Origin of the sequence: Prosthecobacter algae (genome assembly GCF_039542385.1) — a bacterium.
Lineage (GTDB): Bacteria > Verrucomicrobiota > Verrucomicrobiia > Verrucomicrobiales > Verrucomicrobiaceae > Prosthecobacter > Prosthecobacter algae.
Genome location: NZ_BAABIA010000012.1, coordinates 37,379 through 49,845 on the forward strand (window position 1 = coordinate 37,379; position 12,467 = coordinate 49,845).

The 12,467-nt window shown below is 57.4% G+C and carries 10 protein-coding genes; 4 read left to right on the forward strand and 6 right to left on the reverse strand.

Annotation, left to right across the window (positions count from 1 at the left end):
- Positions 1-32 precede the first annotated feature (32 nt).
- Positions 33-287 (forward strand): hypothetical protein, encoded by a 255-nt coding sequence (locus ABEB25_RS22470; RefSeq protein WP_345738696.1) that lies wholly within the window; start codon positions 33-35, stop codon positions 285-287.
- A gap of 27 nt (positions 288-314) precedes the next feature.
- On the opposite strand, the gene truB is transcribed toward ABEB25_RS22470, so the two are convergent.
- Both truB and ABEB25_RS22480 read right to left on the reverse strand, forming a co-directional pair.
- Positions 315-1,043, reverse strand: coding sequence for a tRNA pseudouridine(55) synthase TruB (truB, locus tag ABEB25_RS22475; protein ID WP_345738697.1), 729 nt, complete (start codon positions 1,041-1,043; stop codon positions 315-317).
- Entirely contained in the window at positions 1,021-2,010 is a 990-nt protein-coding gene (locus tag ABEB25_RS22480) for a DHH family phosphoesterase (RefSeq protein WP_345738698.1), read from the reverse strand. Before ABEB25_RS22480 ends, truB begins: the two co-directional genes overlap by 23 nt.
- A 136-nt stretch (positions 2,011-2,146) precedes the next feature.
- Here ABEB25_RS22480 and ABEB25_RS22485 point away from each other — a divergent pair, with 136 nt between their 5' ends.
- A complete protein-coding gene (locus tag ABEB25_RS22485) occupies positions 2,147-2,725 on the forward strand; it encodes an acyl carrier protein phosphodiesterase (RefSeq protein ID WP_345738699.1) in 579 nt (192 codons plus the stop codon).
- Positions 2,726-2,728: 3 nt separating this feature from the next.
- On the opposite strand, the gene ABEB25_RS22490 is transcribed toward ABEB25_RS22485, so the two are convergent.
- Positions 2,729-4,117, reverse strand: coding sequence for a right-handed parallel beta-helix repeat-containing protein (locus ABEB25_RS22490; protein ID WP_345738700.1), 1,389 nt, complete (start codon positions 4,115-4,117; stop codon positions 2,729-2,731).
- A 139-nt stretch (positions 4,118-4,256) separates the two neighbouring features.
- On the opposite strand from ABEB25_RS22490, the gene ABEB25_RS22495 reads away from it, so the two are divergent.
- A complete protein-coding gene (locus ABEB25_RS22495; protein WP_345738701.1) occupies positions 4,257-5,288 on the forward strand; it encodes a hypothetical protein in 1,032 nt (343 codons plus the stop codon).
- A 13-nt stretch (positions 5,289-5,301) separates the two neighbouring features.
- Here the strand turns inward: ABEB25_RS22495 and ABEB25_RS22500 are convergent, their stop codons facing one another.
- The gene (locus ABEB25_RS22500) at positions 5,302-8,925 is read right to left on the reverse strand and encodes a beta strand repeat-containing protein (RefSeq protein WP_345738702.1); all 3,624 of its coding nucleotides are present in this window, start codon (positions 8,923-8,925) and stop codon (positions 5,302-5,304) included.
- Between the two features lie 298 nt (positions 8,926-9,223).
- Here ABEB25_RS22500 and ABEB25_RS22505 point away from each other — a divergent pair, with 298 nt between their 5' ends.
- Positions 9,224-10,060 (forward strand): LOG family protein, encoded by an 837-nt coding sequence (locus ABEB25_RS22505; protein WP_345738703.1) that lies wholly within the window; start codon positions 9,224-9,226, stop codon positions 10,058-10,060.
- Between the two features lie 31 nt (positions 10,061-10,091).
- On the opposite strand, the gene ABEB25_RS22510 is transcribed toward ABEB25_RS22505, so the two are convergent.
- The gene (locus ABEB25_RS22510; RefSeq protein WP_345738704.1) at positions 10,092-11,408 is read right to left on the reverse strand and encodes a carbon-nitrogen hydrolase family protein; all 1,317 of its coding nucleotides are present in this window, start codon (positions 11,406-11,408) and stop codon (positions 10,092-10,094) included.
- A 44-nt stretch (positions 11,409-11,452) separates the two neighbouring features.
- Positions 11,453-12,463, reverse strand: a complete 1,011-nt coding sequence (locus ABEB25_RS22515; RefSeq protein ID WP_345738705.1) for a polyprenyl synthetase family protein — start codon at positions 12,461-12,463, stop codon at positions 11,453-11,455.
- Positions 12,464-12,467: the final 4 nt, after the last annotated feature.

Genomic DNA, 12,467 nt, shown 5'->3' on the forward strand with positions numbered 1-12,467 from the left:
ACCCCATCAATGCGGCGCACAGCCCGCCCTGAATGAAGCGCCATCTTACGGGCAGTATCTTAGGCGCAACAGAAAAAGTGTCGCCCAGAAAGTGCCAGAAGCCGCGGAGAGTGCCCATTGTGATCAAGAATCACCGCATTCTAACCACACTCAATATAATTTCAATAATTTTTGATCCTAATAATCAAGTTTCCTTAAATTTTATAAAACCACAAAATGTAGGATTTGCAGAAGCCTGCCCTTCCCTAAAAACAAAAAGCGGCGATGACCGAAGCCATCGCCGCTGAATCGGGGGCCTATATCGGCCAAAAAAGTTACGCTCCGCGCAGTTTGGACACGTCGTAGAGGCTCATCATGGCGGAAATCACCTCGTCCCTGCGGCCTTCTTTGAGGGCGGAAAAGGTGGTGTGATTCCCCGGCTGGAACTTGAAGTGACCGCTACGGCTGCGGCGGAGAGCCGTGAGGTGCGCCCCACAGCCCAGCTTTTGGCCGATGTCATGCGCGTAGGTGCGGACGTAGAACCCCTTGCTACAGACCACCCGGAAATCCACATCCGGCACCGCCACATTGTTGAGCTGGTAGTCATAGACGCGGACAAAGCGAGGCTTGCGCTCCACTTCTATGCCCTGGCGCGCGAGCTTGTACAGAGGCACCCCATCAATCTTGATGGCGCTGACCATGGGTGGCGTCTGGTAAAAATCGCCCCGGAAGCCGTCGAAGGCCTCGCGGATCTGCTCCTCGGTGAAGGCAGGCACGGGCTTTTCCTCCAGCACCTCCCCTTCCCGGTCCTGGGTGCTGGTGGTGGCCCCCAGGCGCAGACTGCCGATGTATTCTTTGTCCTCGCTCATTAGCAGGTCCTGCAGCTTCGTGCCGGTGCCGATGACCAGGATGAGCATCCCTGTAGCCATGGGATCAAGCGTACCGCAATGGCCGATCTTCTTGGTGTTCAGGCAGCGGCGGGCCACGGCCACCACATCGTGGGAGGTCATGTCCGGGTCTTTGTCCACTAGGAGGACACCGTTAAGCGAGTCGTCTGACTTCATGTTCTAAAGCTGTCAAAAAGGTTTCTGCGGCCTCTTGAATGGGGCCTTTCATACGGGCACCGGAAGCGAGGCGATGACCGCCGCCGCCAAACTGCCCGCACACCGCGGAGATATCCAGTCGCTGGTCTTTCGACCGGGCACTGACGCGAATTTTGCCATCGGCCGTCTCTTCGAAGATCACGGCCGCGACCACACTGTCAATCATCCGCAGGGTATCGATCATGCCCTCGGTATCTCCCGGTTGCACCTGCACCTCGTCCATCAGGGCGCGGGTGAACTGCCAACTGGCGATGCGGCCTTCCGCCCGGAAATCCATCTCATTGAGCATGGCCCGCAGCAGTTGCAGACGGCGGGCTGGGTAGGTCTGGTAAAGCAACTGTGCCAGACGGGAGGAATTCAATCCGGCAGCCAGCATTTCCCCGGCGATGTGGTGCGTGCGGGCATTGGTGCTGGAATACTGGAAGGAGCCCGTATCCGTGCTGATGGCCGTGTAGAGATGTTGCATCACCGCATCGGTGATGGGAAAACCACCCACTTTCAGCAATTCATAGATGATCTGGCCCACGGCAGGCTGGGTGCCATCCACATGGTTCAGATGGCCATAGCCCGGATTGGTGGGGTGGTGGTCAATGTCAATGAGCAGGGGTGCACGGGCCAGGGCGGCCTTCGTGTGCTCCCCCACGCGCTCATGAGTCGCCGTATCCAGGGCCAGGGCGACATCCACCTCAAAATCCGCATAGGGAGGGGTGAGGATGGTCACTGTGTCCGGCAGAAAGGCCAGATTCAGCGGCACCCCATCTTCCAGCAAGGCGTAAACCGTCTTACCCATCGCCCGCAGGCTGAGCGCCAGGCCCATCACCGAACCGAGGGCATCCCCATCCGGCCGCACATGCGCGGCGATGGCGATGCGCTGGGCAGGACGCAGGGCGTCAGCGATCTCGGAAAGGGATGTCTGGATGGTGGACATTTTGGGCGGGTGTTCACAAAGCACTCACCGCGAAAGCTGCAAGGGGAAGATGCGTTTGGCCAGAGGCACTTTGCACCCAGCTTTCTGGGATTCTATGGCCACATCCCCTATTCGGGCGTAACATCTCTACTTTGTCATGAACTGGCTGGCCCACCTTTTTCTTTCCGAGCCCTGCCCTGCTTTCCGCATTGGCAATGTGCTGCCGGACCTGGTGCGGCAGTCGAAACTGGAATGCCTGCCGGAGGCCTACCAGCGCGGCATCCGCCAGCATCGCCGGATTGATGCGTTTACGGATACGCACCCGGTCGTCCGGCGCAGCATTCTGCGGCTGGGACCGGAGTACCGCCGCTTTGGCGGCATCCTGACAGACATGTTTTATGACCATTTTCTCAGCCGGGCCTGGGCCTCGTTTTCAGCACAGCCGCTGCCAGTCTTCACGGCCGAGGTTTACGCCTCCTTCGACCATCATCGGGAAATCATTCCCGCTGAGGCCCATCCGCCGCTGGACGGCATGAAGGACGAAAACTGGCTGGGCAACTATGGGGAGATGGAGGGGCTGGCGGACACCCTGCGCCGGATCGGTCTGCGCTTTCGCCGCCCCGTGAATCTAGCGGCGGCGATGGGGGTGTTTCAGCAGGAATACACAGGCCTCGAGGATGACTTTCACGAGTTCTTCCCTACTCTGGTGAAACACGTGGCCGCAGAAAATCGCTGACGCTTACTGCACCTTCTTGCCGTTGCCGAGCAGATTGGAGCCGATCTGATTGTCATTGCCGTCCGTAACGACCAGAGAAGGTTCCTTGGACTTCACATCTGCAGCGCGGTCATCGCGGATGATGTTGTCGCTGACAAGGCTGCCCTCCACACCTTCCAGCAGGAGGCCAATGCTGTCACAGTCCAGGATGCTGTTGTTGGTGATCATGAGGCGGCGGCCGCCCTGGATCTCCACAGCCGCACGCTTGCGCATGACCCCGGCAATGATGTTACCAGTGATGGAGCTGTCGGCGCAGTTTTTGAAAACCAGGCCGTTGTTTTCGGAGTTCTGAAAGCCGTTCACCAAGTAGCGCGGATTGCGGTCGAAATTGTTGCTGCTGACGATGAGGTGCTCGCAGTTTTCCGCAATAATGTCGTGTTCAAAACCTTCCCAAAAAGTGTTGCCGCTGATGACCACGCCACGGGACTCTTTGACCTCAATATTCACCCGCACGTCGCTGAAGACATTGGCGCTGATGGTGACATTGCCCTCGCGGGTATGGGCACGGCCCATCTTGCGCTCCAGGCTGGGATCGGTGCCAGCCCCCAGGATACGGATGTTGGCGGAGCCGGGGGCCTTGCTTGTGTGTTGGAGGGTGCAGCCGACGATGGCCACTTCGCCGATGGAGCCGCCGGTGGAGTCCAGTTCCACATTCGCAGAGGCTGGGGAATCGGCATGGTGGTTGCCCTCGATGTCGCAGGTGCCGATGTGCAGGTTGCGCACGTTGCCTCCGCGTGACACCACACCGCCACCTCGGTTGTAGCTGATGTGGCTGCCCACGATGTTGATCTGGTGCAGGTTCAGATTATCCAAAAACACGCCGATACCGGAGTTGTCATAGAGATGGCAATCGCTGATGAGCACGTTGCGGTTGCGCGGTGTCAGGCGGATGCCGTGGCGGCATTTGCTGACCACCAACCGATGAAAGGTGACCTGCATGGTGCCCCCCACTTCCACGCCATCGGCCTCAGGATGGCCGCCGAAGATTTCAAAGCCGCTGATCATCGGCGTACGCTCCTGGGCCCAGACTTCCGGCTTCAGTGAAGACGGGGCCGCCGTGCCTTCATGGTGGCCCGTCACGCGAAAGGCGGGGCCCGCACCCGTCATGATGAATCGGGCCGTGCCGTCGCTGGACAGTCCAATCAGGCCAGTCTTGGAAAGATCCACCTCAATGGTCTGGCTCAGCTTGTAGGTGCCCTTGGGGAAAACTAGGCTGCCTTTTTCCAGCACGGCTTTCTGAATGGCGGCCGTATCGTCTGCCTGTCCATCGCCCTTGACTCCCAGGGTCAGAACATTGGTCTGGGCAACGGCGAAGGAAGTAGTGGCAAGGAGCAGAAAAAGACAGCGTAACATCTGACTTAAACGCGGCTCATTGCCGAAATTCACATACGACAATGCTGCCGACGAATGATTTTGTGAGAATTAGACATTTTACTCCATAATTAGAAATTCAATTCTAAGGATGAAGCCATTCAAAAAAAACAAATAGCACATGCCCACACAGCCTTCACAAACCACCATTCGGAAACTATTCGCATTATCGATGAATCGTTGCGCTTTTGATGATTGTAAGATTAGCGTAGTGGATTTTAAGACCAACACTATTCTTGCAGAAGTTTGTCATATCCATGCTCAAAATCCTGGGGGGCCGCGTTATGATGGCACTCAAACACCAGAGCAGCGACACGGGTCTGACAATTTGATCATCCTTTGTAGTTCTCATCATAAGATCATAGATTCTCCTGAAAATGAGAAAATCTATACCTCAGATAAACTCAAAGAAATGAAATTAAATCATGAAGCAAGATCTGCTCACACCTCTATGCAGCTCCCCAATCTAACAGAAGACTTAATTCATAAATTAATTCATACAGTTAATACATACGAAAGCAACTCTACGCACATGGATTTTCGGAATTCAAAATTCAGTGCAGGAGGAGAAGGTGGACACTTTGGTGGAGCAGGAGGAAATGGAGGAGTTATTCAGATAATAGGTTCTACTAACATCCCTGCTAATACTGAATTTAATGCGTCGGGTGAAAAAGGTAAAACCTACGGAGGCGGAGGCGGAGGAGGCGGCAGCATCCATTTTCGAGGAAGGGAAGCCGTAGAAAAAGACATTGAATCAGGATTGAAAATTTCAAGTTTTTTCCTAGCTGATGCAGCTCGCAAAGAAGACTTAATAAACGTACTTGGTGGATGCTGGTCTCATTACAAAGTGAATAATTTGCCTTCAAGCATATTAATCAATTTAGTTTACATAGTTGAATTTGGAAAATTGACGAAAAATTCATTAATTCAGTTCAAATTTGAATCAATTAATCCAAATGGAAATATTCAAGCTCATGGATATGAAGACATTCCAATTCCAGGAGGCGAAAACTTAACTTCAAGGTCTCCATTTTTTAAAATCTTTCCAATAGATATAGATTCAATCGGAGTGTGGTCTCTTTTAATTAAGTCAGGGTCAATACTATTAGCCCAACATGATATTGAGTTTAGACTCTGTGAACCGGCACAGTAAAATAAGGCTATCCTTAACGACGGCGACGCCCCAAAAGGGCCATCGCACCGAGCATGAGCAGCAGGACACGGCTCGGCTCGGGGATAAAGACAATGACAAGGCTGCCCGTGCTGGTGAACTGGCTGACATCCCAAATGTAGCCCGTGCCACTGATGTCTGGAAGATTGAACTGGCCCAGATTGTCGCCCGAACCGTCGCGGTTCATCCCGACATCAAAGCCGGTGAAGTTGGTGGAGACCAGAGTCGCCCAGTCCAGCAGATTGAAGATCTGGCCTGCGACCGGGGTAAAACCAGAAGAGCTGACCGTGATGTTGCCGCTGAACGTCAGCGAGGAGCCGCTGCCGCCATTGAAAACGAGGCGGTCATGATCACCGCTGCCAGTGATGCCCTGCACGTAGGTTTGGTAACCGGGAGAACCCACGGCATTGCCACCAAAGTTGGGATCCAGCACGCCCTGGTTGGTGGCGCTGGTGATGCTGAGTTCGATGCCGGAGCTCGTGGCAAAATCATAGGTCCCCACGCCGGATGCGGGCGTGAAGGTGAGCGTGCCATTGCCCGTGGTTGAACCCGTGATGATGTTACCGCCCTGGAGACCTGCGCCCTCAAGCAAAGAGAAATTGGAAGCCTGAACGGTGCCTGTGCCGACCAACTGCGCCCCATAAGATACAAAGGTCGCCCCGGTGCCGGTGAACCCACCCGTGGCCACATCGAGGGTGCCTGCCAGCACTTCCGTCGTGCCACTGTGGGTATTCGAAGCACTGCCCAGCACCAGAGTGCCGAAGCCGGTCTTGTCAAAATCGCCCGTGCCTGTGACGGCATTCTGAACGGTCAAGGTCCGGGTGGCTTCCACTTCGATCGTGCCGCCGTTCGGACCAAAGGTGATGCCACGGTTTGCATCATCCATGACAAAGGAATTGTAGGCCGTGAGGGTGCCACCGTTCAAAGTGAGATGGGCGGCATTGAAAGCGGCGGGATTGGAGCCCAGATTGCCTTCATTGTTCAGGCGCAGCTTGCCCGCGTTCACCGTCGTGGTGCCTGTGATGGAGCCAGCCGTGGTCGTCGCTTCTGTGCTGGTAGAACCGGTCAGGGTCAAGGTGCCCGGACCATTTTTGACGATGTTCACATCGTATTCATTGGTGCGACGCTGGAAGTGGTTCACCGTCGTGTTGCCCGTGCCGCTGAAGATGATATCCAGGGAGGTTGTCGCGCTCCCGGAGAGCCGGTGGTACATCATCGCGTTCGTGAAGGTCAGAGTACCATTGTTGACGATGTTGTAGGCGGGAGCGGTGCCATTGGCCAGACGGAGCTGGGCATTGAAGACCTGGGTGCCGCCCAGAACTTCCAAGGTGTCCCCATAGGAATACAACACTCCTCCGGTGCCTGTATTGACGACGAAGTTCTGTTCACCGCTGAAGTAGAGGCTGCGAACGTTTCGGTCCCCATCAATCGCAGTCGTTAAGTTGCTGGCCAAGCCTTGGAAAAAGACGTCGGTGCTGGGAGAGGGAACCGTGCCGACCTCCCAATTTTCCCCGTTCGCCCAGGAGCCATCGACATCGCCCTGCCAAGTGTGGTTGAACGCGGTTTTGTTGATCGAAATGGTCCCATCGGTGAGGAAGTTGTCGGTCACCCAGCCATAGCCGCTGGGCAGAGTTCCGGCATTGGCAAAGTCGAAGGTAAAATTCCCCGTCTTGGTGGCGGAGCCGATGCCCGTCCAGTCAATGAGCTGCCAGATCCCATTACGCCAGGGGAGGTGGGAACCGGAAACATCCGCCACCGAAATGATGCCGCCAAGGGTGATGGTGGATGCCTGGGTGGTGAGGCTGAGCAGATCCGACTGCCCCAGAGTGGCAGCCCCGGCGTTGCTGAAGAGATCAAACTGAAGCGTGCCCGCGAGTGTGATCGCGACATTGGTGGCCCCGCCCAGGCGGAGATTCGAAACCTGGCCCAGGTAACCCGCGCTGCCTGCCACACTATTCGCCAACTGATGCGTATTCCCCACCATCAGACGGGTACCAGAGGCGATGGTGATGCTGGCTCCCGTGCCGCCGCTGATGATGCCCGTGCCACCCAGGGTGCCGGTGCCGCTGGTGATGACATTGCCCGTACCCGTGGCGGAACCAGTGGTATTGGTAGCCAGCAGGGTGCCTGCGCTGATGAGAGTACCACGGGAATAATTATTGGCGGCAGAAAGTGCCCAGGTGCCGGTGCCCGTCTTGGTGAGCTGCAGGGCGATCGTGGCACTGGCATTTGTATTGGTTCCGCCGATGACGCCGCTCATCACACCATTGCCCACGCCGTGCAGATTAAGGCTAGAGACATGGGCTGCATCGGTGCTGGTGGAGCGGACCGTACCGCTGAGGGTCAGCGTCTGTCCGGCCACGGTGTTGTCAATGCGGGCATTACCACTGTTGGTGCCGTTGCCGTTGGAAAGGCGGATGTCGCGATCACTGGAGCCACCGTTTGCGCCGGTAAACTCAATGCGACCAATGGTGCCGCTATTTTGTCCCAGGGTGATCAGGGTACCTGCGCCCATGGCCGAATTGACCCCTTTATTGCCAAGGGTGGCAAAGCGGAACGCCCCATCGGAAATGCTGATGTTCCCCAAAAAGCTGTTGGCATTATTGTTCAGAAAGACCGTACCGCTGTCGGTGCGGTTCAGACCGCCTGTGCCAGAGATCAACCCATCGATGATGAAGTTCTGGGAGCCACGGAAGGTCAGGGTTCCCGGCAGCAAAACGCTGCCAGTCAGAGTCAATGCCCCGGAGCCCTGATTGTAAAAGGAACCACCGCCTGTGATGGTACGATCCGTCGAGGCAGCCGCACCTGTGTATTTCACATGAGAGTTGGCCCCGACAGTGAAGCCGCTACCCGCGCCAACGGCGCTATTAGAGCCAGCATTTGCGATGCTGGAGAAGAGAAGCGTGGCATTGGTCACCACCGTATTGCCGGTATAACTGTTGGCATCGTTGATGATACGCCAGACGCCGCGCTGACCGCCGTTGACTCCATTCACAGAAACCGAAAGTCCGCCCAGGGCACCGCCATTGGAGATGAGGCCGCTCACGGTGTTCCCGGAGGCATCGTTGCTGCGGTTACCGATGGTAGTGTTCAAGTTCAGCGCGATGGTCGAGGTGGTGGTGCCACCGCTGATGTTGCCCGTGATGTTCAGCTTGTAGGTGCCAGGGTCCGCATCGGCGCTCGTCGCATTATTGGCGATGGTGTAGGTGCCTGCCGTGGTGCCGCTGGCAGCCTCCAGGATGAGGGGGGCATTGATGGTCGTCGTGGTGAGGGTCCCGGAAGACACCGTCAAGCTACCACCGCTGCTCAGACGCAGAGCTTCGCCGGCATTGGGCCCGGCACTGCCCAGGGTGTATAGCCCGGCTGTATTGGTGCCATTGAAGGTCAGGCTGCGGAGGTTTCTTCCCGCATCAATGGTGATCAGCGTTTCCGCCGTGGTGCTGCCAAAGGTGGCCGTGTCTGCACTGGTGGTCCCTGTGGTCTGGCCGGGGGCTACCCCGCCCGTCCAGTTACCCGGAACTGCCCAACTTTGAGTGCCCGTCTGGGCCGGATTCCAGGTGCCATTCACCACCTGGGCGGAAGCAGAAAGGCTGGCCAGAAAAACCAAAAGGCAAGGCAACCACCATCGGCCCACAACTCCCGCTGGGAGGGTTCGACCTAAATGCAAAGTGGAGGCATGGTCGCCCATGCTCCTGAAGAGCTGACTGATGTGCATGGTGCCGCGAGGGGGGAAGCGAACGTTTGTCTGCCCTGGCAGGGGGTTGGAAAGGCAGACGCACATGATAACGCGTCCGTTTTGGCCATGCAAAGAGGAATTCCTTTATGTGCGCCCTGTGTCAGGCTGGCAAAAAGCACCGCAGAAACCTATTTTTAAATCATTCGGCCATCTACGGTGTCAAATCTGAGGAATTCCAACCATGCCAACTCCCAACATTCAAGACAAGGAAGGTCGTGCTGGCAGCAGTGCCGCCCCCCTTCCCCACCCCCCACCTCAGGCCCCGAGCGAAAAACAAATCCAGCAGGCTTTCTGCGGTCACTTGGTGGACCGCGCCATGTTGCAGGGGCCGAACCGACGGCTGACGGAACTGCGGTTGCTCTTTTCCGTGGTGACCGATTTTTTGCGCGGTTTTCGCGGCCTGCATTTTGTGGGCCCCTGCATCACCGTCTTTGGCTCGGCCAGGTTCAAGGATGACCATCCCCATTACCAAATGGCGCGTGAGGTCGGCGCAGCGATCACCCGCATCGGCTTTACCGTCATGACGGGTGGCGGCCCTGGCATCATGGAGGCAGCCAACCGTGGGGCCAAAGACGTGGGCGGGCGCAGTGTGGGCTGCAACATCGAGCTGCCCTTTGAGCAGAGCCACAATCCCTACCTGGACCGCTGGGTGACGATGAAATACTTCTTTGTCCGCAAGGTACTACTGATGAAGTACAGCTATGGGTTTGTCATCATGCCCGGCGGCTTTGGCACGCTGGATGAGATGTTCGAGGCCCTGACGCTGATCCAGACGAAAAAGGTGCGCAATTTCCCCATGGTGGTCATGGGCAGCCAGTTCTGGGGAGAGCTCCGCGCACTCATTGACAGCATGGTGACGAATGGCACCATCAGCCCCGAAGACCTGGACCTGATCTGCTGGACCGACAGCGTGGAAGAGGCCGTGAACCACCTGCAGGAGAAAGCCGTGAAGCAATTCGGCCTGACCTGTGAGGTGCCTCCACAAAGCAGCTCTTGGCTGGGCGAGAAGGGTCTGTGAGCTATTTCATCGGAGTGAGGCTCATGCAGCCTCACTCCTTCACAAAGCTGGGGCGGTGACTGGGAATCTGGGCTTTAAAATCGCCCAGGCTATTCCAATGCGCACGCGCATCCAGATCCACCTCAGCGATGGCCACCGTGCCCCATTCGGTCGCCTTGGCCAGGACATCGCCGTAGTGATCAAAGATGCCGGAGATCATCCACTGATGTTGGCTTTCATCCGTGTAGGTGCTGCTGACCACATAGACGTGGTTTTCGCAGGCACGAGCAGCGGCCAGGCGGGGATTGCAGCCCCACACGGGCCAAGCGATGACCTCGGCCCCTTTCACCGTGAGGGCACGGGCGACTTCTGGGAAAAAGCCATCGTAGCAAATCATCATGCCCACCTTGCCAAAGCGGGTATCAAAGACGGGGTAATCCCGCCCAGGGGTGATGCCGGCCTCCACCTCACTGCGCGGCAGGCTGACTTTGCGATACTTGCCCACCAGTTCACCTTCCGGGCCGATAAGGGCGGCGGTGTTGTAGAGGGTGGCCCCCTCCCGCTCGACCAACCCAGCAACGATGTAGAGGCTGTGCTGTTTGGCCAGCTTTCCAAAGTAGGCCGTGCTGGGTCCGGGAACAGTCTCTGCGCATTCAGCCATCTTTTTGCCCGTGCCGTAGTAGGTGAGAGTTTCCGGAAGCACCACGAGATCGGCCTTCTTTTGGGCTGCTTCAGCGATGAGCGGGGCAAATTGAGGTGGCTTGTCCGCAGGCTCTTTACCCTCCTTCGGTTGCAGATGGATGGTGGCCAGCCGCACCTTGCGAGGAGCGGGGGCAGGCACGGCCATTAAAGCCACGTCGCTAAAAGTCACGCGGGCGTTCGATGCCCACTGGAGATAAAGCTCGATCTTTGCCTGCCGTGCGGCCTTGGGTGCCCGCAGCGTTTCCTCAAAACGGCCCCACTCCCCCGCTGCGCTGCCGAGGTCCCGTGGATACTCAGGCTCGGCCTGGGGGATAGTGCCTGCGGCGTAACCACTCGGCGCAGGCGCCTCCCAGCGGACTTGTTTGCCTGCGGCATCCTGCCAGATCACACGGGCCACCACACTGCGGCGAGGCTCAGGTACAGAGTCGAAGTTTCTCCAGCCGGTGAACTGATAATGCTGGCCACCTTGCACAGGCAGGGTCTGAGTCCAGCAGCCGATCCATTGCTCCCCCGCCCCGGTTTTGATGACGAGGCCAGGGTGGTTTTCGCGCCCACCTTTTTCTACCTGCTCATGCTCCGGGGTGGCCTCGGCGCGGGGAGATTCAAAAGTCCATGTCTGTGCCCAAACAGAGGAACAAAGGCTGAGGACAGCGAACAGGCATTTCATGCCAGCTACTACGCGGTGAAACGGCGACTTTGTGCAAAGGCAGCTCAGAGAGAGGCGCGGCAATTATCCAGCAGCGCGTGCAGGTAATCGGCGATCTCTTCAAAGGCGCGTTTGTAGTCGGAATCTGCCAGGCAGATGAGCTCAGCACGGGCTTCGTTGAGCATGTTCTGGGCGAAGCTCACCGCACGCTCGATGGCCCCTTCATAGTCGGCGATGCCAGCCAGGATGGAGGTGTCCATCGGCTCGCCCTTCAGAAGCATTTTGTTGAGCTTCTGCTTCTGGGCATCCGTAGCATCCATCAGCAGATAGAGGATCGGCAGCGTCAGTTTGCCCTTCACCAGGTCGGTGCGCAGGGTCTTGCCGACTTTGGCTTCATCACCCACCAGATCCAGACAGTCATCATAGATCTGGTAAACGGTGCCCAGCTTCATACCGTAGCTATGCAGGGCCTGTTCCACCTGCTCTGGCACGCCGTTGAGGCGGGCACCGAGACCGGCGGCAGCGGCGAAAAGCGCGGCGGTTTTCATCTCGATCATGCGCAGGTAATCCGGCACAGAGAGATTCAGGTCAAAACGGCGCTGGGTCTGCAAAATCTCGCCACTGCACACGTCACGGGAAGCCTTGGCGATGCTGCGGCAGACCTGGGTGTCTTCAAATTCGGTGGCCAGCTCCAGCGAGTAGGCAAAGATGGCATCGCCCAAAAGCACGCTGAGGGCGCTGCCCCATTTGGCCGCCGCTGTGGGCAGGCCGCGACGGGTGGCGGCACCGTCCATGATGTCGTCATGCACCAGGGAGGCGATGTGCACCATCTCCAAAATGACCGAAAGGCGTGTGTGATCCGCCGACTTGCCACCTGTGGCACCGCCTGCCAGCAGAGCCAGGGCTGGACGGATGCGCTTCCCCGCTGCCTGGCAGACATAGCTGACATAACCTTCCACGGCTGGATCAAAGGCCCGAGCTTGTTCGCGAATGGATTTCTCGACGATCTCGAGATCAGAACGAACGAGTTCGAAAGGAAAAACAGGGGTGGAAGCGCTGGCGGGGGGATTTTTCATGAAC